This window comes from Pseudomonas sp. ANT_J28, from assembly GCF_008370005.1.
GTDB classification, from domain to species: Bacteria; Pseudomonadota; Gammaproteobacteria; order Pseudomonadales; family Pseudomonadaceae; genus Aquipseudomonas; species Aquipseudomonas frigoris.
This window is the reverse complement of sequence record NZ_VOBM01000004.1, coordinates 1-25,644: the sequence shown is the minus strand read 5'-3', so window position 1 is coordinate 25,644 and position 25,644 is coordinate 1. Positions and strand designations below refer to the sequence as shown.

21 protein-coding genes and 2 pseudogenes are annotated in these 25,644 nt (G+C 60.1%); 13 read left to right on the top strand and 10 right to left on the bottom strand.

The window, feature by feature from the left end:
• Positions 1-171: 171 nt before the first annotated feature.
• Both FQ187_RS03320 and FQ187_RS03315 read right to left on the bottom strand, forming a co-directional pair.
• Positions 172-1,620 (bottom strand): aldehyde dehydrogenase family protein, encoded by a 1,449-nt coding sequence (locus tag FQ187_RS03320; protein WP_149628394.1) that lies wholly within the window; start codon positions 1,618-1,620, stop codon positions 172-174.
• An 8-nt stretch (positions 1,621-1,628) separates the two neighbouring features.
• The gene (locus FQ187_RS03315; RefSeq protein ID WP_149628393.1) at positions 1,629-3,266 is read right to left on the bottom strand and encodes a 5-guanidino-2-oxopentanoate decarboxylase; all 1,638 of its coding nucleotides are present in this window, start codon (positions 3,264-3,266) and stop codon (positions 1,629-1,631) included.
• Positions 3,267-3,425: 159 nt separating this feature from the next.
• Between FQ187_RS03315 and FQ187_RS03310 the strand changes: the two genes are divergently transcribed.
• Entirely contained in the window at positions 3,426-4,307 is an 882-nt protein-coding gene (locus FQ187_RS03310; protein ID WP_149628392.1) for a LysR substrate-binding domain-containing protein, read from the top strand.
• 62 nt (positions 4,308-4,369) lie between these two features.
• On the opposite strand, the gene FQ187_RS03305 is transcribed toward FQ187_RS03310, so the two are convergent.
• Entirely contained in the window at positions 4,370-4,984 is a 615-nt protein-coding gene (locus tag FQ187_RS03305) for an NAD(P)-dependent oxidoreductase (protein WP_149628391.1), read from the bottom strand.
• A gap of 41 nt (positions 4,985-5,025) precedes the next feature.
• Positions 5,026-5,907 carry an MBL fold metallo-hydrolase gene (locus FQ187_RS03300; RefSeq protein WP_149628390.1) on the bottom strand — a complete coding sequence of 294 codons (882 nt, stop codon included), beginning with the start codon at positions 5,905-5,907 and terminating at the stop codon, positions 5,026-5,028.
• A gap of 114 nt (positions 5,908-6,021) precedes the next feature.
• Here FQ187_RS03300 and FQ187_RS03295 point away from each other — a divergent pair, with 114 nt between their 5' ends.
• Both FQ187_RS03295 and FQ187_RS29890 read left to right on the top strand, forming a co-directional pair.
• Positions 6,022-6,927: a LysR family transcriptional regulator gene (locus FQ187_RS03295; protein ID WP_149628389.1), complete on the top strand. Its 906-nt coding sequence runs from the start codon at positions 6,022-6,024 to the stop codon at positions 6,925-6,927.
• Positions 6,928-7,145: 218 nt separating this feature from the next.
• Entirely contained in the window at positions 7,146-7,322 is a 177-nt protein-coding gene (locus FQ187_RS29890) for a hypothetical protein (protein ID WP_170206612.1), read from the top strand.
• Positions 7,323-7,331: 9 nt separating this feature from the next.
• On the opposite strand, the gene FQ187_RS03285 is transcribed toward FQ187_RS29890, so the two are convergent.
• On the bottom strand, positions 7,332-8,228 hold the full coding sequence (locus FQ187_RS03285) for a helix-turn-helix domain-containing protein (protein WP_149628388.1): 897 nt from the start codon (positions 8,226-8,228) through the stop codon (positions 7,332-7,334).
• 188 nt (positions 8,229-8,416) lie between these two features.
• Here FQ187_RS03285 and pobA point away from each other — a divergent pair.
• Together pobA and FQ187_RS03275 are read left to right on the top strand one after the other, a co-directional pair.
• A pseudogene (gene pobA / locus FQ187_RS03280) lies at positions 8,417-9,601 on the top strand (4-hydroxybenzoate 3-monooxygenase).
• A gap of 80 nt (positions 9,602-9,681) precedes the next feature.
• The gene (locus FQ187_RS03275; RefSeq protein ID WP_149628387.1) at positions 9,682-11,199 is read left to right on the top strand and encodes an MDR family MFS transporter; all 1,518 of its coding nucleotides are present in this window, start codon (positions 9,682-9,684) and stop codon (positions 11,197-11,199) included.
• An 89-nt stretch (positions 11,200-11,288) separates the two neighbouring features.
• Here FQ187_RS03275 and FQ187_RS03270 read toward each other — a convergent pair.
• The 4 genes and pseudogenes from FQ187_RS03270 to FQ187_RS03255 all read right to left on the bottom strand — a co-directional run.
• Positions 11,289-11,747: pseudogene (locus FQ187_RS03270) on the bottom strand (cache domain-containing protein); the annotation flags it as partial.
• A 123-nt stretch (positions 11,748-11,870) separates the two neighbouring features.
• Complete coding sequence (locus FQ187_RS03265) at positions 11,871-12,746, bottom strand: ATPase (protein WP_149628386.1); 876 nt, start codon at positions 12,744-12,746, stop codon at positions 11,871-11,873.
• A gap of 118 nt (positions 12,747-12,864) precedes the next feature.
• A complete protein-coding gene (locus FQ187_RS03260; protein ID WP_149628385.1) occupies positions 12,865-13,857 on the bottom strand; it encodes an NAD(P)-dependent oxidoreductase in 993 nt (330 codons plus the stop codon).
• A 68-nt stretch (positions 13,858-13,925) separates the two neighbouring features.
• Complete coding sequence (locus FQ187_RS03255) at positions 13,926-14,819, bottom strand: LysR family transcriptional regulator ArgP (protein ID WP_149628384.1); 894 nt, start codon at positions 14,817-14,819, stop codon at positions 13,926-13,928.
• Positions 14,820-14,915: 96 nt separating this feature from the next.
• On the opposite strand from FQ187_RS03255, the gene FQ187_RS03250 reads away from it, so the two are divergent.
• The 3 genes from FQ187_RS03250 (at position 14,916) to FQ187_RS03240 (ending at position 16,701) form a co-directional block, all read left to right on the top strand.
• Complete coding sequence (locus FQ187_RS03250; protein WP_033057513.1) at positions 14,916-15,317, top strand: ACT domain-containing protein; 402 nt, start codon at positions 14,916-14,918, stop codon at positions 15,315-15,317.
• A gap of 7 nt (positions 15,318-15,324) precedes the next feature.
• Complete coding sequence (locus FQ187_RS03245; RefSeq protein WP_149628383.1) at positions 15,325-15,927, top strand: LysE/ArgO family amino acid transporter; 603 nt, start codon at positions 15,325-15,327, stop codon at positions 15,925-15,927.
• Between the two features lie 177 nt (positions 15,928-16,104).
• Entirely contained in the window at positions 16,105-16,701 is a 597-nt protein-coding gene (locus FQ187_RS03240) for a superoxide dismutase (RefSeq protein ID WP_149628382.1), read from the top strand.
• Between the two features lie 57 nt (positions 16,702-16,758).
• On the opposite strand, the gene FQ187_RS03235 is transcribed toward FQ187_RS03240, so the two are convergent.
• Entirely contained in the window at positions 16,759-17,028 is a 270-nt protein-coding gene (locus FQ187_RS03235) for a DUF6124 family protein (RefSeq protein ID WP_149628381.1), read from the bottom strand.
• Between the two features lie 1,029 nt (positions 17,029-18,057).
• On the opposite strand from FQ187_RS03235, the gene FQ187_RS03220 reads away from it, so the two are divergent.
• The 5 genes from FQ187_RS03220 to FQ187_RS03200 all read left to right on the top strand — a co-directional run bounded on the left by FQ187_RS03220 (position 18,058) and on the right by FQ187_RS03200 (position 25,506).
• The gene (locus FQ187_RS03220) at positions 18,058-20,109 is read left to right on the top strand and encodes a bifunctional diguanylate cyclase/phosphodiesterase (RefSeq protein WP_149628380.1); all 2,052 of its coding nucleotides are present in this window, start codon (positions 18,058-18,060) and stop codon (positions 20,107-20,109) included.
• Positions 20,110-20,317: 208 nt separating this feature from the next.
• A complete protein-coding gene (locus tag FQ187_RS03215; protein WP_149628379.1) occupies positions 20,318-21,664 on the top strand; it encodes an imelysin family protein in 1,347 nt (448 codons plus the stop codon).
• Positions 21,665-21,871: 207 nt separating this feature from the next.
• Positions 21,872-23,299 (top strand): di-heme oxidoredictase family protein, encoded by a 1,428-nt coding sequence (locus FQ187_RS03210; protein WP_149628378.1) that lies wholly within the window; start codon positions 21,872-21,874, stop codon positions 23,297-23,299.
• Positions 23,300-23,329: 30 nt separating this feature from the next.
• The gene (locus FQ187_RS03205; RefSeq protein ID WP_149628377.1) at positions 23,330-24,394 is read left to right on the top strand and encodes an imelysin family protein; all 1,065 of its coding nucleotides are present in this window, start codon (positions 23,330-23,332) and stop codon (positions 24,392-24,394) included.
• A gap of 14 nt (positions 24,395-24,408) precedes the next feature.
• Positions 24,409-25,506 (top strand): DUF1513 domain-containing protein, encoded by a 1,098-nt coding sequence (locus FQ187_RS03200; protein ID WP_149628376.1) that lies wholly within the window; start codon positions 24,409-24,411, stop codon positions 25,504-25,506.
• Positions 25,507-25,644 lie beyond the last annotated feature (138 nt).

Sequence of the window (25,644 nt, the reverse complement as noted above, 5' to 3'; positions counted from 1 at the left end):
GCATCTGCGCCGCCAGATCTGCTTCAAGCCCCCGTATTCACGGGGTTTGCGCTGAGCCGACGGGTTCATCCTGAGGTCGTGTAAAACACCTGACTATCGATAAAAACTCATTGTAGCCATGACGCCAGCGCATGCCTCATCACGAGGCATGCGCTGACCCTTTTCGAGCCGTCAGACCGCTCGAATCACGTGTTTGATTTCCTGGAAAGCCTGCAAGCCCCACGGCCCCAATTCGCGACCGATGCTGCTCTGTTTGTAGCCACCCCAAGCGGTCTGCGGGAAGATCACTTGCGGCGCATTGATCCACACAAGCCCCGCTTGCAAGGCGTTGGCGACCCGATCTGCCGCTTCGGCGTCGCGGGTGACCACGCTGGCCACCAGACCGAACTGGCTGTCGTTGGCCAGGGCAATCGCCTCGGCTTCGGTGGCAAAACTGCGCACGCAGATCACCGGCCCGAATATCTCTTCACACCACAGCGCACTGTCGAGGGGCACTTCGGTGAAAATCGTCGGCTGCAAAAAATAACCGCGCGACAGGTCCGCCGGACGATTGCCGCCGCAAACCAGTTTGGCGCCTGCACTCAAACCACGATCGATGTGGCCCAGCACGCGCTGGTATTGCGCCTGATTGACCAGTGCGCCCATTTCCACGTTCGGGTCGAACGGGTCGGCAACACGAATGGCTTCGGCGCGGGCCTTCAAACGGATGAGGAATTCGTCCGCCAGTTCATCGGCGATCAGCACGCGGCTGGTGGCCGAACACATCTGCCCGGCATTGAAGAAGCCGCCACCACAGGCCACTTCCACGGCCAGTTCAATGTCTGCGTCTTTGAGCACCAGCAGCGAGGATTTTCCGCCCAGTTCCAGGCTCACGCCCTTCACGGTTTCTGCTGCGCGTTGCATGACCTGCACGCCGACGGCGTTGCTGCCGGTGAAGGAGATTTTGGCGATGCGCGGATCAGCGGACAACGGCGCGCCGACCGCCAGGCCGGTACCGCAGACCAGGTTGAACACACCCTTGGGCACACCGGCCTCGGCGATGATCGTCGCCAGTTCCAGTTCTGGCAGCGGTGTCACTTCGGACGGCTTAAGCACCACGCAGCAACCGGCGGCCAAGGCCGGGGCGAGTTTCCAGGCGGTAGTGACCATCGGGAAATTCCACGGCACGATCAGGCCGACCAAACCGCAGGGTTCGCGGCGCACGCGAGCGCTGAAGTCGTCGGTTGGCAGCTCCACATTGCTGTCTTGCTTGGCATCGAGACCTTCGGCCAGACCTGCGTAGTACTCGAAGGTGGCGATCACGTCGTCGACGTCGATGGCGGCTTCAAACAGCGGCTTGCCGTTGTTGCTCGACTGCAAATGCATCAACTGTTCGCGACTGGCCTGCACGCCCGCAGCAATTTTGCGCAGGATCGCGCCGCGTTCGGCGCCGGTGGTTTTCGACCACTCCTTGAAGGCGTTGGTCGCGGCAGTGACGGCTTGATCGACAGCACGTTCATCGCCGCCGTTCACGGTGGTCAACAAGGCTTCGGTCGCCGGGTTGATCACGCGCAGGTGTTCGTTGCCAGCGGACCATTGGCCGTCGATGAACAGGCCGTCCAGTGCCGTTGGGAAAGTCATGCGGAAAGTCATTTCGACACCGCCTTCATCCACACAGTCTGATCGATTTCAATCAGGGTCGGACCCTGGCGATCGGCCGCGGCGCGCAGTGCGCTGCGCAGTTGCTCGACACCGCAGACGGCTTCGGCTGCACAGCCCAGCGCCTTGGCGACACCGATGAAGTCCGGGGTGTAGATGTCCACGCCGACCGGCTCGATGGCGCGGTTGACCATGTATTTCTTGATCTCTTCGTAGCCCTGGTTATTCCACAGCAGGACGATCACCGGGGTGCGCGCTTCAACAGCGCTGGCCAGTTCCGGCAGGGTAAATTGCAGGCCGCCGTCGCCGATCAGGCACACCACTGGGGGTCGGGCACCGCCTTCGACGCTGCCGCCGAGCCAGGCGCCAATCGCTGCCGGCAAGGCGTAACCGAGGGTGCCGTAACCGGTGGACGAGTTGAACCAGCGACGCGGGCGTTCCGGGTTGAAGGTCAGGTTGCCGGTGTACACCGGTTGGGTGGAATCGCCAACGAAAACGGCCTCTGGCAATTCGTGCAGAACCGTTTCCAGGAAACGGGTCTGGGCCAGGGTCGGCGCATCCCAGGTGGCGGCCAGCTCGTCGCGCAAGCGTGCGGCACGGACCTGGCCCCAATCGTTACGGCGCTCGGCCAGCGAGTGGTGAGACAGTTCGCTAAGCAAGGATTGAACCGCGTTGCGCGAGTCGGCTACCAATGCGACTTTCGGCGGGTAGTTGCGCACGGTCTGGTCGGGGTCGATGTCCACACGCAGCAGCACGCCAGGAATCTCGAAACCGCCGGCGAAGGTGACGTCGTAATCGGTCTCGGCCAGTTCGGTGCCGATCGCCAACACTACGTCAGCTTCAGCCACCAAAGCACGAGTCGCGACCAGGCTTTGGGTCGAGCCGATCAGCAACGGATGGTTGGACTCGAGCATGCCTTTGGCGTTGATGGTCAAGGCCACCGGGGCGTCCAGCAGTTCGGCCAGCTCAGTCAACTCGGCGGCGGCATCGATGGCGCCGCCACCGGCGAGAATCAGTGGGCGCTTGGCACTGGCCAGCAGCGCGGTCATGCGGCTGATTGCACTCGGCGAGGCACCGGCGCGGTCGATGTTCACCGGTACGCTGGCGAGCAGGTCATCGGCCTCTTCGACCAGAACGTCCAACGGAATTTCGATATGAACCGGACGCGGACGGCCGGCCTGGAACAGAGCAAAGGCACGCGCCAGGACGCCCGGCAATTCAGCCGCCGACATCAAGGTGTGGGAGAACGCCGCGACGCCACCGACCAATGCGCTCTGGTTTGGCAGCTCGTGGAGCTTGCCGCGACCGCCGCCCAACTGGTTGCGCGATTGCACGCTGGAGATCACCAGCATCGGGATCGAGTCGGCGTAGGCCTGGCCCATGGCGGTGGTGATGTTGGTCATGCCAGGGCCGGTGATGATGAAGCACACACCCGGTTTGCCGCTGGTGCGAGCGTAACCGTCGGCCATGAAACCGGCGCCCTGTTCGTGACGCGGAGTGACGTGGTTGATGCTCGAACGGGCCAGCCCGCGATACAGCTCCACGGTGTGAACCCCGGGAATGCCGAACACCTGCTCAACCCCGTAATCTTCGAGTAACTTGACCAATACTTCGCCGCACGTCGCCATTTCTTTGCCCTTTTTGTTCGTTCGAGACGCCGGACCTGCGCAGTGTTTATGATGAGTGGGCAGGTCCAGGGATGGCCTTATTGGAACGGGCGACACGTAGCCGCAACAATGGATAAAAAGTCATACTAGCCATGTCCTCACGTCATACCTTGGATCCCAATGAAACGATTGCCTCCCCTGCCGGCGCTGCACACTTTTCTGATTACCGCGCAGTGCTGCAACTTCACCCGCGCTGCTGAACAGCTGTACATCACCCAAGGTGCGGTGAGTCGGCAGATCGCCGGGCTGGAAGAACATCTGGGTTATGAACTGTTCATTCGCCAGGCCCGGGGCCTTGACCTGACGGCCGAAGGACGGGAATGGCTGCCACGGGTCCAGCAGATTTTCGGCTTGATCGACGAGGCGGTGGAGCAGATCGGCGAGAAGCGCGAAACTCTGCAACTCAAGGCCCCGACGTGTGTCATGCGCTGGCTGTTGCCACGGCTGTTGCAGTGGCAAAGGGAGCGCCCAGATGTGCCGGTGGAATTGACCACTACGGTCAAGCACGGCGTGGATTTTCATCGCGAACAGTTCGATGCAGCGGTGATGTACGGCGCACCGCCGGACAGTTCATTGGTGTCTCAACATCTGTTTGATGAACAGCTGACGCCGGTCTGTTCCAAGCCGTTGCTCGAAGGTCCGGTGCCGCTGCTGACGCCGGAGGATCTGGAGCAGCACATGCTGCTCCACCCGACCCGGGATGAACGGGACTGGAAGGCCTGGCTGGCCACCGCGGATGTTCGCTTGAGCAATGTCGCCAAGGGTCAGCATTTCGAAACGCTGGATCTGGCGATGTCGATGGCGTCCCAGGGGACAGGCGTGGCGATCGGGGATTGGTCGCTGATTGGCGATGATCTGAGTGCCGGGCGGCTGGTCATGCCGTTTGAATTGAAGGTGAAGACCGGGTTGGCGTATTACCTGGTTTTCCCGGAAAAACCGGGACCTTCGCCGAAGTTGCGCGAGTTGATGGGGTGGTTGGTGGAGCAGGCGCAGAGTCGCTGAGCCCTGAAGGCTTGGCGCACACCCTGTGGGAGCGAGCTTGCTCCCACAAGTGTTCAGTGAACTCAGTAGCCCACAGCAAACCGCTGCCGTGAATGCTTCGGCACTTCCACTTCATCCAGCATCGCAATCGCATAATCGGCGAAAGTGATCCAGCTCCGCCCTTCGCTACTCATCAGCAAATCATCCTTGCCGATCCGAAACGTCCCCGTGCGCTCACCTTCGACAAACTCTGCCGACGGCGACACAAAGGTCCAATCCAGCTCTTTTTCCTGTCGCAGGTTTTCCAGAAACAGCGCACCGGCACTGGCCTCAGCCTTGTACGCCTGCGGAAAACCCTCGCTGTCGATGACGCGGGTTCCGTCCGGCAGCAACAGCGAACCGGCACCGCCCACCACCAGCAGACGTTGCACTCCCGCCTTCTTCACCGGCCCGATCACGGCGCTGGCAGGAAGCGTCGCGAAGTGCGCAGCGCTGATCACTACGTCATGGCCAGCGACTGCCGCTTGTAAGGCTTCGGCGTCCAGGGCATCCACATTTCTGCTCACCACACCGGCACGCTGGCCGATCTTCGAGGTGTCGCGGGCGATGGCGGTAACGCTATAACCACGGCGCAGGGCTTCTTCCAAGAGTTGGCTACCGGCGCGACCGGTAGCACCAATGATTGCGATCTTGCTCATGACGTTCTCCAGTGTTGATCAGTGAGAGTAGGTGAATCGGGTTACCACTTCATCTCGCCCTTGGCGACTTTGGCGCTCAGTTCCAGGGAGCTTTCTTCACCCAGCTGCGGGTAGCGTTTTTTCATCGCGGCGATCAGCGCGGCAGCGTCCTTTGCCTTGGCGGTTTCTTCGTCAAATGCCTTGATGTAATCGGCGGTGAACTGCACGGCGGCCAGGGAGCGGGCGCTCTCACCGAGGTAATGACCCGGCACGATGGTTTTCGGTTTCAGGGTTTCGATGGCGTGCAATGTGGTCAGCCAATCAGCGTGGGACTGCGGCGTCTGGGTGTCAGCCATCCACACATGGATGTTTTCCGCGACGACGACGCCACCGACCACAGCCTTGATCGACGGAATCCAGACAAAGGTGCGATCCGGCTGCTTGCCCTCAAGCCCCACCAACTGCAACTTCTGCCCTTCGAGCATCAGGCTGTCGCCTTTGAGTACATCCGGCACGATGGTTTTGGCCGGTACATCGGCGCCCATTTTCGGCCCCCAGAACGCCAGTTTGCCGTCGACGGTTTTCTGGATGTGATCCACGGTCGGCTGCGAGGCGAGCACTTTGGCGTTGGGGAATGCTGCAGTCAGGGTGTCGAGGCCGAAGTAGTAATCCGGGTCACCGTGGCTGATGTAAATGGTGGTCAGTTGCTTGCCGCTGGCGCGGATCTTTTCGACCACTTGCTCGGCCTGGGATTTGCCAAATTGCGCATCCACCAAAATCGCGTCTTTCTCGCCGCTGACCAACACCGAGGTCACCGGGAAGATCGCCTTGTCGCCCGGGTTGTAGACGTCCAGGGTCAGGATCGACGCTGCCGCTGCGTGGGCGGCGAAACCGAGGGTGGCGGTGGCCAGCAAAATACGTTTAAGCGAGGTGAAGCCGATCATCTGTTGCTCCGTGGTCCGACTGCCGTGTTTGGCGATGGGACAGAGCTTAGTTGCATGACTCAGTACAAAAAATGCGATGCTGGAACATAGTTTGTTTCTGAAAGTGAGCAAATGATGGATCGTCTACAAGCAATGCGGGTGTTTGTCACGGTGGTTGACCTCGGCAGCCAGTCGGCCGCCGCCGATCACCTGGAGCTGTCACGGCCCGTGGTTTCGCGCTATCTGGCGGAGCTGGAGGATTGGGTCGGCGCACGCCTGATGCACCGCACCACGCGCAAGTTGAGCCTGACCGCCGCCGGCAGTGAAATCCTGCCTCGATGTCGGCAGATGCTCGACCTGTCCACGGACATGCAAGCCGCCGTCAGCGAACCGGACGAGGCACCGCGCGGCGTGTTGCGCATCAGCGTCAGCACCTCGTTCGGTCAGGCACAACTGGCGGATGCCATGGCCGCTTACGTCAAACGTTATCCCGGCGTCAGCATCGACCTGCAGATGCTCGACCGCACGGTGAACCTGGTGGATGAGCGCATCGATCTGGCGATCCGCACCAGCAACGACCTGGACCCGAACCTGATCGCGCGACGGCTGACGGTCTGCCGCTCGGTGATCTGCGCCTCCCCCGCTTATCTGCTCGAACACCCGACACCGCGGCGGGTCGAGGATCTGAGCCAGCACAATTGCCTGACCCACTCCTACTTCGGCAAAAGCCTCTGGCATTTCGAGGAGGACGGTGAGCAGGTGTCAGTGCCGGTGCAGGGCAACATCAGCGCCAACGAAGCCAGCACCTTGTTGCGTGCGGCGATGGCCGGTGCCGGGGTGGCGATGCTCCCCAGTTATCAGGCCGGCGTGCACATCCACAGCGGCGAACTGATCCGCCTGCTGCCCCACGCTGAACCCCGGCAAATGAACGTTTACGCGGTGTATGCCTCACGCAAACACATGCCGGCGGCGTTGCGCAGCATGCTGGATTTTCTGGTGCTCAGATTCCCGGAAGAACCGGAGTGGGATATCGGCCTGTAACCAGATCAAATGTGGGAGCGGGCTTGCTCGCGAATGCGGTCGATCATTCAACATTGATGGCGACTGACCCACCGCTTTCGCGAGCAAGCCCGCTCCCACATGGGGATATTAGTGTTCTGAATGTCGGGTTACATGCGCAAGCCACGCGCCTGGCAACTCACAGGCACTGACCTATGCTGAAAGTAATACCGAAAGGTATTCGTTCAGAGGTCAACGCCATGAACATCAAAACAAGAAGATACCTCGCGATTTTCATCACCTGCGCGGCCACGCTTGCGCTGTATGGCACGGCGGCCTGGCGCGTCGAGCAGTTGCGACAACTGCCCCGTGAATACGCAAGCTGCAACTTCGAACGCTGCATTCCCCACAACGCGACCCTCAACGCCCTCAAGTAACGAAGGGGATCAGGCCTCGTTGTCCTGATCGGCCTTCAAGCGGTCGCGAAATGCCTTCGGCGAGATCCCCACTCGACGCCGGAACAGGCGCGTGAAGTTGGTCGGATCAGAGAACCCCAACACGTCGGACATCTCATAAATGGTCATGCTGGTGTAGGTCAGCAAGCGCTTGGCCTCCAGCAATTGACGTTCGTGCATGATCTGCAACGCCGGTTGTCCCGCCAGCTCACGGCAGGTGCCGTTGAGGTGGGACACGGAAATCCCCAGCCGATGGGCCAGGTCTTCGACCTTGACGTGTTGGCGATAGGTCTCTTCCACCAGTTGGATAAAACCGTTGAGGTACTCCCGGGCACGCTGCGGACGCTGGCTGGCGTTGCGACGGGAAATCACCTGGCGGCTGACCCACACCATGATCACGCTGACCAGCGAATGCATGAGCATTTCGCGAGCCGGCTGGTGGCCGGTGTATTCGTCTTGCAGCGCTGAAAACAGGCTATTGAGGTAGTCGCCTTCCTTGCCCGCCGGATAACTTTCGGCCTGGGCCAAAGCGTTCACCGAGTTACCCAGTTGCGCCTGAAGATGGGCGACCAGCGGCGCGGCAAGGGTAACCACAAACCCTTCGACGTCCTCGGAAAACCGGAAACCGTGAACGGACAGCGGTGGCAGGATCTGGATCGCCGGCTCGGTCAGCTGCGTACGTTTGCCTTCGATTTCAAGCTCTGCCTGACCTTTGAATACGAAGAGCAACTGGCACAAATCGGCGTGGCGGTGGGGTTTGATTTCCCATTGGTGTTCGCGGCTGCGTTTGGAAATGGTTTCACAGTGCAGCAAGTCCGGGGTCGGCCAATCCAGGCTTTCACCGTAGAGCTTGAACACTGGAATCGAAGGTAGGTCAGGCTTGTTCATCACTTCAATCCAGGCCTCGGGGGTAGGCGGGCGATAATCGCACCGATTGGCAGAATGTACAGGTATCGGCTCAGTTTTCCCCTTCAATTGACAGACTCGCGAGAGAAAAATGCAAGCACTCGATCCATAAAAATTATTCACCGGCCCTGGTTGCGTGAAGCTTGCGAGTCATAAAAACAATGAAAATGCTGAAAGCCCAAATCGCCATCATCGGCGCCGGTCCGTCCGGTTTATTGCTCGGCCAATTGCTGCACAACGCCGGCATCGACACCCTCATTCTCGAACGCCAGACCCCGGACTATGTGCTCGGACGAATCCGGGCCGGCGTCCTCGAACAAGGAATGGTAGAGCTGTTGCGCCAGGCCGGCGTGGGTCAGCGCATGGACGCCGAAGGGCTGGTCCACACAGGCTTCGAACTGGCCCTCGACGCACGCCGCGTACACATCGATCTGCAAGCCCTGACCGGTGGCAAAACGGTGATGATCTACGGTCAGACCGAGGTCACTCGCGACCTGATGGCCGCTCGTCGGGAGGCCGGTGCGCAGACGATTTACCAGGCAAGCAACGTCGTTCCTCACGGGATGAAAACCGAAGAGTCGTTCGTGACTTTTGAGAAGGACGGCGAGCTGTATCGACTCGATTGCGACTACATCGCCGGGTGCGACGGTTTCCATGGCGTGGCCCGGCAGTCGATTCCTGCCGAGTGCCTGAACGTGTTCGAGCGGGTCTATCCGTTTGGCTGGCTGGGGATTCTTGCCGATACCCCGCCAGTGCACGAGGAGCTGGTTTACGCCCGGCATGAGCGCGGTTTTGCCCTGTGCAGCATGCGTTCGGCCATCCGCACCCGCTATTACCTCCAGGTGCCGGCCGACGAGCACGTCGAGAACTGGTCTGATCAGCGCTTCTGAGATGAACTCAAATCCCGTCTGCCTTGCGTGTTGGCGGAGTCGTTGGTCACTGGACCCTCCATCGAAAAAAGCATCGCGCCGTTACGCAGTTTTGTCGTCGAACCAATGCAGTACGGGCGGATGTTTTTGGTCGGCGACGCCGCGCACATCGTCCCGCCTACCGGCGCCAAGGGCCTTAACCTGGCAGCCAGCGACGTCAGTACGCTGTTCAACATTCTGTTGAAGGTTTACCGAGAAGGCCGTATGGATTTGCTGGAGAAATACTCCGAGATCTGTTTGCGTCGGGTGTGGAAAGCCGAACGGTTTTCCTGGTGGATGACCTCGATGCTGCACCGCTTCGACGATAACGACGCCTTCAGCCAGCGGATTGCCGAGTCGGAACTGGGGTACTTCGTCGACTCCGAGGCCGGTCGGAAAACCATTGCAGAAAATTACGTCGGCCTTCCATACGAGGCTATCGAATAGCCTGCTATCGACTTACACTGGCGAGCATCCCCGCTCGCCTTGCTCCTTGCGGGTCAATCACTGTCCGCAGGTTCTAACCCGTGACCAATCTCAACCAGCCTGAAACGCCCAAACCGGCCATTCGCAGCGTGTTGATCGCCCTGATGCTGGCAATTTTTCTTGGCGCGCTGGACCAGACCATCGTCGCGGTGTCGATGCCGGCCATTTCCGCACAATTCAAGGACGTCAGCCTGCTGGCCTGGGTGATTTCCGGCTACATGGTGGCGATGACGGTGGCCGTGCCGATCTACGGCAAATTGGGCGATCTGTACGGTCGACGCACGTTGATGCTGTTTGGCATGGGGTTGTTCACGGTCGCTTCGTTTTTCTGTGGCATGGCCCAGAGCATGGAGCAACTGGTGCTGGCACGGATTCTTCAAGGCATCGGTGCTGGCGGGATGATTTCGGTCAGCCAGGCGATCATCGGCGACATCGTGCCGCCCCGGGAACGCGGCCGCTATCAAGGCTATTTCAGCAGCATGTACGCCGTGGCCAGCGTGGCCGGCCCAGTACTCGGCGGTTACATGACCGAGTACCTGTCATGGCGCTGGGTATTTCTGATCAACCTGCCGTTAGGCCTCGGTGCCTGGCTGGTGGCCAATCGAACGTTGGTGGGTTTGCCAGTGCCACAACGCAAACCGATCATCGATTACCTCGGCACGTTGCTGATGATCATCGGCTTGACCGCCTTGTTGCTGGGCATCACCCAAGTCGGCCAGGGCCATTCGTGGCGCAGCGCCGAAGTGCTGGGCCTGCTCGGTTGTGCGGTGTTGGTACTGGCGCTGTTCGTCTGGCATGAACGCCGGGCGCGGGAGCCGCTGCTGCCCATGCATTTGTTCGCCAATCGCAATGCGATCCTGTGCTGGTGCACGATCTTCTTCACCAGTTTCCAGGCGATCTCGCTGATTGTGTTGATGCCGCTGCGCTTCCAGAGCGTTACCGGTGCCGGGGCCGACAGCGCCGCGCTGCACCTGTTGCCGCTGGCGATGGGCTTGCCGATCGGTGCGTATTTCGCCGGCCGCCGAACCTCGGTGACCGGGCGCTACAAACCCATGATTCTGACCGGGGCCCTAATCATGCCGATCTCGATTCTCGGTATGGCGTTCAGTCCTCCCCAGGCCTTTGTGCTCAGTAGTCTGTTCATGTTGCTCAGCGGGATCGCTAGCGGCATGCAGTTCCCGACGTCCCTGGTCGGAACGCAGAACTCGGTGGCACAACGGGACATCGGTGTCGCCACCAGCACCACCAACCTGTTCCGCTCATTGGGCGGCGCGGTGGGTGTGGCATTGATGTCAGCCCTGCTGCTGGCGTTGTTACAGGACTCAAGTTTTGCCCACCTGGCCGGCTCTTCGATGATTGCCGAGGGCAGTTCCGGGAACGTCTTGCTCGATGGTTTGAACGCCGCGCCGGGGGATGCGCAGAACGCCTTGCACGCTGAGCTGCTGCTGACCTTTCAACATTTGCTGATGGTCAGCGCGGCGGTGTCGCTGCTGGGGCTGGCGGCAGCGATTGCCATGCCGAACATGGTGTTGCGTGGGCGCGAGGACAAAGTTCGATAGGAAGACCGAGTCGCCTGCATTCGCGAGCAGCCCGCTTGTGTCTTGCGCAGGGATTAGGATGAGAGCGGTGAGTCAGGCACCGCCATTCAAGGGCTGTAATACCCGACAGCCACGAGAAAATGCCCGACCTTTTTCAGGTAGGCATGCTTGTCCTCGACCTTGCCGTCGGACCAGTTCTGCCAGCGATATTCGTCCTGCTGGATGCCATTGCCCTCCGGCACGTTCAAGGCGGGTTTGAAGGTTTTCTGCAAATCCGGCCCGAGCACATCGGACACATCACGGCCTATCAACGCCGAAGACGGTCCGCCGCTGGCGAGCATCACGCCCTTGGTGTCGACCACGAACACGTAACGATCCTTGTCGACAAACTCCCCCTGACGGCTGAAAGCAGCGAAGGCCTTGTCGCCATGGTCGTGGTACGCCAGGGCTTTTTCCAGCAAGGCTTTGGCAGCCTGGCTGTCGTCTTTTTTCTTGCCGGCAGCTTGAACCTGGCCCAGGCACAGCAAAAGCATCACGCCCAGCAAGGCCAACCTATGCAAAAAACCCATTGCGCATCCCTCGTTCTTGTTGGTGTTTCAAGAGCGTAGACGGCAATGGGGTATGTATGGATATTCAGCGAATGGCAGTGTGTAAGGAAATCATTCCCGGGGAATCCGGGAATGATCCATGGCTCAAGGCCTTGCGCGCAGCTGCTGCTGCAGATTCTGGATCTGCGCCTGAAGGGTGTTGATGTTGCGGGTGACCTGGCTACGGAAGGCGTCGAATTCGGCGGTGTTGGTCCCGCCTGGCGTCGCGGCCGGGCGATTGTCCTGTTGGCTTTTGAGGATGATGACTTCCTGCTCCAGACGCTCGATGGCGGCGCTCGGGTTGCCTTGTTTCTTCAGTGCAACGATGTCGGAGCCAAGGCTTTTTAGCTGTGCGTCGAATTTGTCTGTGTCCGCCGGGTTGCTTTTCAGCACGGCTACATCGCTGTTCAAGACTTTGACCTGAGCCTGCAATTGAATGGTGGCGGTCTGTTGTTCGGTGCCTTGCGCGGTTATCTGCGCCAAGCGCTTATCCAGATCGGTGGTTTGTGCACTCATCTGCGCCAGGCGTTTGTCCAGATCGCTGGTCTGGCCGACAACGCCTTGCTGTTGTTTACTTTGATCCTGGAGTTTGCTTTCCAGCTGTTTGATTTGCAGCTTCAAGGCTTCGCTGTCGCTGCTGACGTTGGTCTGACTGGCGACAACCTTGCCGGAAATGTCCTGCAAACGCCCCGCCGCATCCTCACTGATACGCGCGAAACTTTCCTGGGTCGCCACCAATTGCTGTTCCATCAGCGAGAGCTGCTGAAAGCTCCACCAGGCAAGGCCTGCAAACGCAAAGAACAAGGCACCAACCAGCGCCCACAGCGGGCCGGTGCTCGGGCTTTTGACTTTGACGACTGGCGCGGTCCGCGAATGCACGGTGGTGCGAGCAGTGGGCACAAAATCATCGTCGTCGAGGCTGTCGGCACGCAGGCTCGGTACATCGTCGAAGTCGTCGTTGGCATCGTTACGCATGGACATTGAGTCAACCTTTGAGGAACGCGGTGATGGCTTGATGCGGCGCAGTATAACCCCCACTGCCGCATCGATTGACCCTCAACCCCGAACTCGGTTCAGTGTGGCGGCGCTAACCCATGCGTCAGCGAATGTCCTGGGCCTTCCACCAGCCGCAGAATTCATCGAGGGCGGTCCAGAGACTGACTTTCGGATCGTAGTCCAGATAATGCCGGGCGCGGCTGATGTCCAGGGTGAAATTTTTGTTCATCACCTGCATGCCCAGGCGCGACAGGGTCGGTTCGGGACGACCCGGCCACAACTTGCACACCCCCTCGTTGAGCGCCGCTACGGTGTAGGCCAAGCCGTAGGAACGGTAGCGCGTGACCTGTGGGACATCCATCTTGCGCATTACGTAATTAACCACATCCCACAACGGAACCGGCGTGCCGTTGCTGATGTTGTAGGCCTTGCCCAACGCCGAACCACTGGCCAGCAAACTGCTGAGCAACGCTTCATTGAGGTTTTGCACGCTGGTGAAATCAACCTTGTTCAGGCCGTTGCCGATGATCGCCAGTCGTCCCTTGCGCTGCATTTTCAGCAATCTCGGGAAGATGCTCATGTCGCCAGCCCCCGTCACGAAACGCGGGCGCAGGGCCAGGGTTTCGAGGCCGAACTCCTGAGCGCCGAAAACTTTTTGCTCGGCCAGGTATTTGGTCGCGGCGTAGGGATGCTTGAAGCGCTTAGGCACCTGTTCTTCGGTCAGCCCCAGATGATCGCGACCATCGAAGTAGATCGATGGTGATGACAAATGCACCAGTCGCCGAACCCGCTGTTTCAGACAGGCCTCCACCACGTTTTCCGTGACCTGGACATTGCCTTGATGGAAGTCTTGATAACGTCCCCACAAACCGACCGCACCGGCGCAATGCACCACGGCTTCAACGTCGGAGCACAGATCGCGTGCCAGTTCCGGGTCGCTCAAGTCCCCCGGGATGAACTCGGCGCCACGGCGCACCAGATGCTCCACACTTTCGGCCCGGCGACCGTTGACCCGCACGTCCAGGCCCTGCTCCAGGGCAAAACGCGCAAAGCGCCCGCCGATGAAGCCGCTTGCGCCGGTAACCAGAATCTTCATGAATTGCTCCGAATATTTCGTTTTGCGTTTTGCATATCGCGTAAGACGTGAGGTCTTGACGCTGGCCGTCAGTCCAACGGCACCAGCCATTGCTTTGACGAACGCACCAACTGATCGGTGAGTAACCCCAGCAACTGACCGCCATTGCGCCAATGATGCCAGTACAGCGGCACATCGATCGGCTTATCGGGCAAAAGCTCTACCAATACACCGCGCTCCAGTTGCTCGCGCACCTGCAGTTCAGGCACCAGGCCCCAACCGAGTCCCGCTTCCGTGAGGCGGATGAAACCTTCGGACGAGGGGCATAGATGGTGTTCGAATCCGCCTTCGACACCGAGGGACGCGAGGTAGCGATGCTGTAGGAAATCGTCCGGGCCAAACACCAACGCGGGCGTTTTCGACAACAGATCGGCGCGCACACCTTCAGGAAAATGCCGGGCAATAAATGCCGGGTTGGCCAACGCACGGTAGCGCATGGCCCCCAGCAAAACGCTGCGTGCGCCGGCCACCGGGCGCTCGCTGGCGCAGACGCACGCCGCAACTTCACCGGCGCGCATGCGCTTGAGGCCGACAGTCTGGTCTTCGACCACCAGATCGAGCAGCAAACGCTGTTCCGCGCAAAAATCCCCGACCGCCACGGCCCACCACGTGGCGAGGCTGTCGGCATTCAAGGCGATGCGCAGACGTTCCGGCAGACCTTCTTCGTCGAGTGCCGGCACCAGCGTTTGCAAGTCCCGTTCAAGTAAACGCACCTGCTGCACATGGTTGAGCAGCCGTCGGCCGATTTCGGTCGGGGCCGGAGGTGTCACCCGCACCAGCACCGGTTGGCCGACCCGCGCCTCAAGCAATTTGATGCGCTGGGAGATCGCCGATTGCGACAAGCCGAGCACCTGAGCCGCACGTTCGAACCCGGCCTGCTCGACCACCGCGGCCAAGGCAGAAAGCAATTTATAGTCGAACATCAGTTTTCCTAATGAGCGATCAGCAAGATTGGTTTTTCTTATACATCTTTGCACCGGAGAATAGCCAGCAAGAACTCTTGAACAAGGATCATCGACATGGCTGGCGAAACTTCATTGGCAACCCTGCTGCGCAGCATGAGCCCGCAACTCAACGTCGGCGAATACGTGTTCTGCACCCTGCGCGACGGCAAGTTGCCGGCAGGTCTTGAGATTGTCGGCAGCTTTCGCGAGCAGGAAGGCCTGACAGTGATTCTGGAACGTTCCCACGCCGAGAAGGCGGGTTTCAGTTTCGATTACGTCGCGGCCTGGATCACCTTGAACGTGCACTCGGCCCTCGAAGCCGTCGGCCTGACCGCCGCATTCGCCACGGCATTAGGCCAGGCCGGCATCAGCTGCAACGTGATCGCCGGCTATTACCACGACCATTTATTCGTCGGCCAGGCCGATGCCGAACGCGCCCTGCACGTGCTGCGGGATCTGGCGGCCAACGCGGAGTAAACATCTTATGTGGCAAAGCTATGTGAACGGCCTGTTGGTGGCCGCGGGGCTGATCATGGCGATCGGTACTCAGAATGCGTTTGTCTTGGCCCAGAGCCTTAGGCGCGAACATCACCTGCCCGTGGCGGCACTCTGCGTGACCTGCGATGCCTTGCTGGTGGCCGCCGGGGTATTCGGCCTGGCGACGGTGCTGGCGCAGAACCCGACGTTGCTGGCAGTCGCCCGTTGGGGTGGCGCGGCGTTCCTGATTTGGTATGGCAGCCTGGCGTTGCGTCGGGCCTGCTCGAAACAGAGCCTGCAACAAGGCGAAAGCCAGACCGTGCGCTCGCTGCGCGCAGTGATGCTCAGTGCTTTGGCCGTAACGCTGCTTAACCCGCACGTTTATCTGGACACTGTATTGCTGATCGGCTCCCTCGGTGCCCAACAAACCGAGCCCGGCGCTTATGTCGTGGGCGCGGCCAGTGCGTCGTTGCTGTGGTTTTTCACCTTGGCGCTCGGCGCGGCGTGGTTGGCGCCATGGTTGGCCCGACCAAGCACCTGGAGAATTCTCGACCTGCTCGTGGCCGTGATGATGTTCACAGTGGCGGCCCAACTAATCACCAGCGCCTGATTTATTCCAAAAGGCTCTGGAACCTCTATCCCACACAGTTGTTGCGTGGTTATGCCGCACCCCCGGTGCTATGATCCGATCCGATGCGCCGCAAAGAGTACAAACTCCCCGGCGCTTGTCTGGCCGCCCGTGATCGGCCTTGCGCTCACCGCAACTGACCTGATTAGGAGAATCATCATGGCTTTCGAATTGCCGCCGCTGCCTTACGCACACGATGCCTTGCAGCCGCACATTTCCAAGGAAACTCTGGAATTTCACCACGACAAGCACCACAACACCTACGTCGTGAACCTGAACAACCTGGTGCCAGGCACCGAGTTCGAAGGCAAGACCCTGGAAGAAATCGTTAAATCTTCTTCGGGCGGTATCTTCAACAACGCCGCTCAGGTCTGGAACCACACTTTCTACTGGAACTGCCTGGCGCCAAACGCCGGCGGTCAACCAACCGGCGCACTGGCGGAAGCCATCAACGCAGCCTTCGGTTCGTTCGACAAGTTCAAGGAAGAATTCAGCAAGACTTCCATCGGCACCTTCGGTTCCGGTTGGGGCTGGCTGGTGAAAAAGGCTGACGGTTCCCTGGCCCTGGCCAGCACCATCGGCGCCGGCAACCCGCTGACCAACGGCGACACTCCGCTGCTGACCTGCGACGTCTGGGAACACGCTTACTACATCGACTACCGCAACCTTCGTCCAAAATACGTCGAAGCGTTCTGGAACCTGGTCAACTGGAAATTCGTGTCTGAGCAGTTCGAAGGCAAAACCTTCACTGCTTAAGATCGATGCCAGTAAAAAAACCCGGCTTTTGCCGGGTTTTTTATTGCCTGGAGAATGTCAGGTCGCCTGCGGATCGACGATATCCAACGCCCGATTAACGGCTAAGTCCGCCAACATGACGATCTGCGCAATGGCCAACGCAGTACTGCGCTGGGAGCCGGTCAGGTAGGTGGCGAAATCACTGGCCAAGACGTTGGCTGAAGCCAATGACTCACAGGCGTGGGCCAGGAGGGATTCGGTATCCATGTCGGGGGCGATCATGAACATGGTGTTGGGACTGTAGGGTTTGGTGGTGTTGAAGGGTGGGTCGGGGATTAATTTATCCATAGAAAATTCCTCACGCGTTGAGGGCCACCACTTACCGTTCTCACGCGGTGGAGAGGTGGCAGCTATGTGCGGGGTGAGAAACCGGTTATGGACACCCGGGCCAGACCAAAGGAACAAAGTCTGCCCGCACACAGCCGCCATAACGCATTTACGACAGGATAAGCTGGCGCTAATTATGCGTGTACAGGCTCTGTATGACCATAAGTTGCCGGGTTCTCACGCCCGATCGCTGAGTTTTCAGCGACAGCCAAAAGGTTATTGACCCCGCTTCCGACAGGCAACCTGAAAACCTCGTGGGAAAGGTCTGGTTTTTTTACCGCTATTTAAACGGACGCATCCGTTGTCTGTGCGGCCGCCTTCGCGAGCAAGCCCGCTCCCACAGGGGGATCAGTGTTCGCCTTTCGCTTCTCACCACTCAACAGGCCGAGCGTTAGCTCGCCTGCAGCCCTTGATCTTGATCCACCCGCCCCTTCGGGAGGCTGAGTGGAGGTGTTCATCTGGGGGGCAGGCGCGCAGCGCCGTTCGACGAAGTCGAACACATCGAGAGGAGGTCGAAGCGAAGCCGACCGGAGGCGATGCCCCCAGATGAATGCCGGAGCGAAGGAACGCCGAGCCTAAGCGAGGGGCCGGACGCTCGGGGCGAGACCTTTGCTTCCTTTGGGGCGTTTGCCAAAGGGAGTCGCCGTAAGGGCGAAACCTGCAGTGGCCGTTACCGCAGAAATGGATATGTACACAGAGTGTACCCACAGAAACCAGGCCGATTTCCCACGATGAAACCAGCCTTCAGCCCCTTGCCCCAACGCCACAGCCGTCTAACATCAACCAAACGGAAAATATGTCCCAATCCCCCTCAAGTTGAAGGACCCAACAACCGACACAGTACAAATAGCGCAAATACTCCAAACCACAGCATTTCGGCCAAGCCACAGGCAAAAACCCATGTGATTGATTGTCCCTTTGACTGCCATCACCGGATTGCCAATACTCATGGCAACTTGACGCTACCCGCACGGAACAAGGAATGACTCTTTGAAGCTGGAACTCAAGAACAGCTTGTCGGTGAAGTTGCTTCGGGTCGTGCTCCTGTCGGCATTGGTCGTCGGCGTGGTCTTGAGCTGCGCGCAGATCGTTTTCGATGCCTATAAAACGCGCCAGGCTGTGGCCGGCGATGCCCAACGCATCCTCGACATGTTCCGCGACCCCTCGACGCAGGCCGTCTACAGCCTGGACCGGGAGATGGGCATGCAGGTGATCGAAGGCCTGTTTCAGGACGACGCTGTGCGCAAGGCCTCCATTGGCCATCCCAACGAAGCCATGCTCGCGCAAAAGTCTCGCGAGCTGCAGCATTCCGACAGTCGCTGGCTGACCGACCTGATCCTTGGCAAGGAACGCACCTTCACCACCCAACTGGTGGGTCGCGGACCCTACAGCGAGTATTACGGCGACTTGAGCATCACCCTCGACACCGCCACCTACGGCCAGGGTTTCATTGTCAGTTCGGTGATCATCTTCATCTCCGGCGTGTTGCGTGCCATGGCCATGGGGCTCGTGCTGTACCTGGTCTATCACTGGCTGCTGACCAAACCGCTGTCGCGGATCATCGAACACCTCACGGAAATCAATCCGGATCGCCCCAGCGAACACAAAATCCCGCTGCTCAAGGGGCATGAAAAGAACGAGTTGGGGATCTGGATCAACACCGCCAACCAGTTGCTCGAGTCCATCGAGCGCAACACCCATTTGCGCCACGAAGCGGAAAACAGCCTGCTTCGCATGGCCCAGTACGACTTCCTCACCGGCCTGCCGAACCGCCAGCAATTGCAGCAGCAACTGGACAAAATCCTGGTAGACGCCGGCAGGTTGCAACGTCGGGTCGCGGTATTGGTGGTCGGCCTGGACGACTTCAAGGGCATCAACGAACAATTCAGCTACCAGACCGGCGACCAACTGCTGCTGGCCCTGGCCGATCGCCTGCGGGCTCACAGCGGACGCCTCGGCGCCCTCGCCCGCCTCGGCGGCGACCAGTTCGCCCTGGTTCAGGCCGACATCGAACAGCCCTACGAAGCGGCCGAACTGGCCCAAAGCATTCTCGATGACCTGGAAGCGGCATTTGCCCTCGATCATCAAGAGATTCGCCTGCGCGCCACCATCGGCATCACCCTGTTCCCCGAGGACGGTGACAGCACCGAGAAACTGCTGCAAAAAGCCGAGCAGACCATGACCCTGGCCAAGACTCGCTCACGCAACCGTTATCAGTTCTATATCGCCAGCGTCGACACCGAGATGCGCCGCCGTCGCGAGCTGGAGAAAGACTTGCGCGACGCCTTGGCCCGTGGCCAGTTCTACCTCGTCTACCAGCCGCAGATCAGCTATCGCGATCACCGGGTGGTGGGTGTCGAGGCGCTGATTCGCTGGCAGCATCCCGAGCACGGGTTGGTTCCACCGGACTTGTTCATCCCCCTGGCCGAGCAGAACGGCACCATCATCGCCATCGGCGAATGGGTGCTGGATCAGGCGTGCAAGCAATTGCGCGACTGGCATGACCAGGGTTTCGTCGACCTGCGCATGGCAGTGAATCTGTCCACGGTGCAGCTGCACCACGCCGAGTTGCCACGGGTGGTCAACAATTTGCTGCAGATGTATCGCCTGCCTCCGCGCAGCCTGGAGCTGGAAGTCACCGAAACCGGCCTGATGGAAGACATCAGCACGGCCGCCCAGCACCTGCTGAGCCTGCGCCGCTCCGGTGCGCTGATCGCGATCGACGACTTCGGCACCGGCTACTCGTCACTGAGCTATCTGAAAAGCCTGCCGCTGGACAAGATCAAGATCGACAAGAGCTTCGTTCAGGACCTGCTCGATGACGACGACGATGCGACCATCGTTCGGGCCATCATCCAGCTGGGCAAGAGCCTGGGCATGCAGGTAATTGCCGAAGGCGTGGAAACTCCCGAGCAAGAGGCCTACATCATTTCCGAGGGCTGTCACGAAGGTCAGGGCTATCTCTACAGCAAGCCGCTGCCGGCGCGGGAATTGAGCGCGTATCTGAAACAGGCTCAGCGCAGTAACGCGGCTATTTTGTAAAAAATCAAAAGATCGCAGCCTCGTTTCACTCGACAACTCCTACAGAGTGAAACGAGGCTGCGATCTTTTGATCTACCTCACCTGCCCCCCTGAATAAGAAATATTTCCAAGCACAACCCTTTACACATAATGCGAAAGATTTGCATTATGTCGCAGTTTTGCGCGCTTGCTGCGCCATTCCACCCCCTCTCGAAGCAGGATGTTCGCCATGATTCGTATGCCTCTGGCTACCGCCAGTCTGTTGGCCATCGCTATTTCCCTCGCCGGTTGTGGCGAAGGCAAAGACAAAGCAGTCGCTGCGCAAGCACCGACTCCGGCCGCCAGCACCACGGCCCCGGCGGCTGCACCTGCCGCTGCCAGTAAAGTCGACGAAACCGCCGCCAAAGCCGTTGTCGCGCATTACGCCGACATCGTCTTCGCCGTTTACAGCGATGCCGAATCCACCGCGAAGACCCTGCAAACCGCCGTCGACGCTTTCCTCGCCAAGCCGAACGCCGACACCCTGAAAGCCGCCAAGGCTGCCTGGATCGCTGCCCGCGTTCCTTACCTGCAGAGCGAAGTGTTCCGCTTCGGCAACACCATCATCGACGACTGGGAAGGTCAGGTGAACTCCTGGCCACTGGACGAAGGCCTGATCGACTACGTCGACAAATCCTACGAGCACGCACTGGGTAACCCGGGCGCCACGGCCAACATCATCGCCAACACCCAGGTTCAGGTCGGCGAAGACAAGGTCGATGTGAAAGACATCACCCCGGCAAAACTTGCCAGCCTGAACGAGCTGGGTGGTTCCGAGGCCAACGTCGCCACCGGCTACCACGCTATCGAATTCCTGCTCTGGGGCCAGGACTTGAACGGTACCGGCCCTGGCGCCGGCAACCGTCCAGCTTCCGACTACCTGGAAGGCAAAGGCGCAACCGGCGGTCATAACGATCGTCGTCGCGCTTATCTGAAGTCCGTGACCCAACTGCTGGTCAGCGACCTGGAAGAAATGGTCGGTAACTGGAAGCCGAACGTGGCCGACAACTACCGCGCCACCCTGGAAGCCGAGCCAGCTGAATCCGGCCTGCGCAAAATGCTGTTCGGCATGGGCAGCCTGTCCCTGGGCGAACTGGCAGGCGAGCGCATGAAGGTTTCCCTGGAAGCGAACTCCCCGGAAGACGAACAGGATTGCTTCAGCGACAACACCCACAACTCGCACTTCTACGATGCCAAAGGCATTCGTAACGTGTACCTGGGCGAATACACCCGCGTCGACGGCACCAAAATGACCGGCACCAGCCTGTCGTCCCTGGTGGCCAAAGCCGACCCGGCTGCCGACACCGCGCTCAAAGCCGACCTGGCCGCCACCGAAGCCAAGTTGCAGGTGATGGTCGATCACGCCAACAAGGGTGAGCACTACGACCAACTGATCGCCGCCGGCAACACCGCAGGCAACCAGATCGTCCGCGACGCTATCGCCTCCCTGGTCAAGCAGACCGGTTCGATCGAAGCGGCCGCTGGCAAACTGGGCATCAGCGACCTGAACCCGGACAACGCTGATCACGAGTTCTGATCAACGCTGGCTGAGTAAAAAGGCGACCTTCGCAGGTCGCCTTTTTTATCCCTGCCCAAAATCGGGTTTCACACCGCTCCCACAGGGGATTGCGGTTTTCCAGAAAAACCCTGCTCCACATCAAGCAAACGATAATTCCTCTTATTCAATCTCCCCTGCCCTGTTAGACTTTGCGCCCCTTGTTTTGCTCGTCTTGCAGGATGTCTGATGCCTTCGCTGCCTCTTCGCTTGTCCGCACTGTTTCTGGCCCTGGGCCTGAGTGCCTGCGATGACGCCCCGCGTTTTACCCAAGCCGAACCCGGTGAAGCCCGGTCCGGTGGCAGCGCAACCGTGCGCAAGACCGATCAGAACTCATTTTCTTTGCCGTCCGCCAACCTCTCGCCGTCACGGCGGGTGGACTTCAGCGTTGGCAACAGTTTCTTCCGCAACCCCTGGGTGATCGCCCCTTCGACCACCACCGCCCGGGATGGCCTTGGCCCATTGTTCAACACCAATGCCTGCCAGGGCTGCCACATCAAGGACGGCCGCGGTCATCCGCCCGCGCCTGATGCGCAGAACGCCGTGTCGATGCTGGTACGCCTGTCGATTCCCGATACGCCGGCCTATGCCAACGTCATCGAGCAGCTCGGTGTGGTCCCGGAGCCTGTCTACGGCGGACAATTCCAGGACATGTCCGTGCCGGGTGTCGTGCCGGAAGGCAAAGTGCGCGTCGATTACACGCCCGTTCCGATTCGTTTCAAGGACGGCACCGAAGTCGAGTTGCGCAAGCCGACGTTGCAGATCACCCAGCTCGGCTACGGCCCGATGCACCCTGACACGCGTTTCTCGGCCAGGGTTGCACCGCCAATGATTGGCCTGGGCCTGCTCGAAGCGATCCCCGACGAGGCCATCCTGGCCAATGCCGACGCTCAGGCAAAAGCGAAGAACGGGATCGCCGGACGCCCGAACCGGGTCTGGGATGACGCGCAGCAAAAAACCGTTCTCGGGCGATTCGGCTGGAAGGCCGGCCAACCGAACCTCAATCAGCAAAATGTTCATGCGTTCTCCGGCGACATGGGTCTGACCACAAACCTGAGGCCCGTCGACGACTGCGCCGACGCGCAAACCGCCTGCAAACAGGCACCGAATGGCAATGGCCCGGATGGCGAGCCGGAAGTCAGCGATAACATCCTGCGTCTGGTGCTGTTCTACAGCCGTAACCTTGCCGTACCGGCCCGCCGCGATGTCAGCGCCCCCCAGGTGCTGACCGGCAAGACCCTGTTTTTCCAGGCCGGATGCCAGTCCTGCCACACCCCGAAATACACCACCGCCGCCAACGCCGCAGAACCTGAACTGGCCAATCAAGTGATTCGCCCTTACAGCGATCTGCTGCTGCATGACATGGGCGACGGCCTGGCCGACAACCGTACCGAATTCCAGGCCAGCGGCCGCGACTGGCGCACCCCGCCGTTGTGGGGCATCGGCCTGACGCAGGCGGTCAGTGGCCACACCCAGTTTTTACACGATGGCCGCGCCCGCAATCTGCTCGAAGCCGTGCTTTGGCATGGCGGCGAAGCCGCAGCGGCGCAGCAACAGGTTTTGTCTTTCAATGCCGAGCAGCGTGCTGCGTTGCTGGCGTTTTTGAATTCTCTCTAAACACTTTTCGATAAGAACCGGGAGCCCGACATGTTCCGTCCCAAATTGTTGTTCACCAGCCTTGCTGCGCTAGCCTTGGGCGCCTGTTCGCCTCAGGATCCGCAGGCCGTCACCTCGGCGGCGATCGCCAAGTCGGTGATACTGCCAACCTACACGCGTTGGGTTGAAGCCGATCGCCAATTGGCCGTCAGCGCATTGGCCTACTGCGAAGGCAAGGAAAACCTCGACACCGCCCGCGCCGACTTCCTGCACGCGCAGAAAGCCTGGGCCGAGCTGCAACCGTTGCTGATCGGGCCGCTGGCCGAAGGCAATCGCGCCTGGCAGGTGCAGTTCTGGCCGGACAAGAAAAACCTGGTCGGCCGTCAGGTCGAGCAACTGGTCACCGCACAGCCGCAGATCGATGCCGCTGCATTGGCCAAGTCCAGCGTTGTGGTTCAAGGCCTTTCCGCCTACGAATACATCCTGTTCGACAGCAAGCCTGATGTGGCCAACGCTGAACAGAAAGCCAAATACTGCCCGCTGCTGAAAGCGATTGGCGAGCGTCAGAAACAGCTGGCCGAAGAGATCCTGAAAACCTGGAACAACACCGACGGCATGCTCGCGCAATTGAGCAAATTCCCGAACCAGCGCTACGCCGATTCCCACGAAGCCATCGCCGATCTGTTGCGCGTGCAAGTCACCGCCCTCGACAGCCTGAAGAAAAAACTCGGCACGCCGATGGGCCGTCAGACGAAGGGTGTGCCACAACCGTTCCAGGCCGATGCATGGCGCAGCCAGTCGTCCCTGACCGGCCTCGAAGCCAGCCTCGCCGCCGCCAAAACGGTATGGGAAGGCGTCGACAACAAAGGCCTGCGCGGCCTGTTGCCGAGCGAGCAAAAACCTTTGGCCGACAAGATCGACGCCGCTTACGCCGCGTCCCTGAAACTGTTCGCCAGCAACCAGCGCTCGCTGACCGAGATGCTCAACGACGATGCCGGTCGCCAGCAACTCAATGATCTCTACGACAGCCTCAACGTCGTCCACCGCCTGCACGAAGGCGAACTGGCGAAGGCGCTGGGCATTCAACTGGGCTTCAACGCCAACGACGGTGACTGATGAGGGCAAGTTCCATGCTGCGACGCCAGGCTTTAACGTTAGGTAGTTTGCTGCTGGGTGCGGTGACACTGGGTGGCTGGACGCTGTTCAAGCAGAAGGACAAAAGCCCGCTGCTGCTCTCGGCGCGGGACGATACTGACGGCAAACACTACGCCGTCGGCTATCGGCTGGACGGCACCCGGGTATTTGCCACCCAGGTCGGCCAGCGTTGCCACGACATCATCAACCACCCGACGCTGCCGATTGCGCTGTTCGTCGCCCGTCGTCCCGGCACCGAGAGTTACCTGATCGACCTGCGCGACGGCACGCTGCTGCAAACCGTGACCTCGCTGCCGAACCGGCACTTCTACGGTCACGCGGTGATTCACAAGAGCGGCGACTGGCTGTACGCCACCGAGAACGACACCTCCGATCCGGGTCGCGGCTTGCTCGGTGTGTATAAGTTCGAAGGTGAGCGACTGGTGCACAGCGGCGAGATTTCGACCCACGGCGTCGGCCCGCATCAGGTGTCGTGGATGCCCGATGGCGAAACCCTGGTGGTGGCCAATGGAGGCATTCGCACCGAGGCCGAAAGCCGCGTCGATATGAACCTCAACGCCATGGAACCGAGCCTGGTCCTGATGCAACGCGACGGCACCCTGCTGAGCAAGGAAACCCTGGCCCAGCAGATGAACAGCGTGCGTCATTTGGGGATTGCCAGCGACGGCACCATCGTCGCCGGTCAGCAGTTCATGGGGCCGTCTCACGAGTCGTCGGAGCTTCTGGCGATCAAGCGTCCCGGCCAGCCATTCGTGGCCTTCCCGGTGCCTGAGCATCAGTTGCAGGCCATGGGGCATTACACCGCCAGCGTCGCGGTGCACAGCGAACTGCGCCTGGTGGCGTTGACCGCACCACGGGGCAACCGCTTTTTCATCTGGGACCTGGACAGCGGTGAAGTGCGCCTGGACGCACCGCTTCCCGATTGCGCCGGAGTCGGCGCGGTAGCCGATGGCTTTGTCGTGACCTCGGGGCAGGGTCGTTGCCGGTACTACGATTGCCGCCAGACAGATCTGGTTGCAAAACCGCTGGAGCTGCCGGCAGGGCTCTGGGACAACCACCTTCACCTCATCTAAACACGGACCTTTGTAATTGGATGGACTCGCCCAAGCCGAGGCGTCAATGCGCCACGGTGGCAGTCTAAACAGCCAACGACAGCGAGGGCGAGTCCATGAAAAATCATAGTTCGATTGATCAATCCCTGTCTTCTTCCG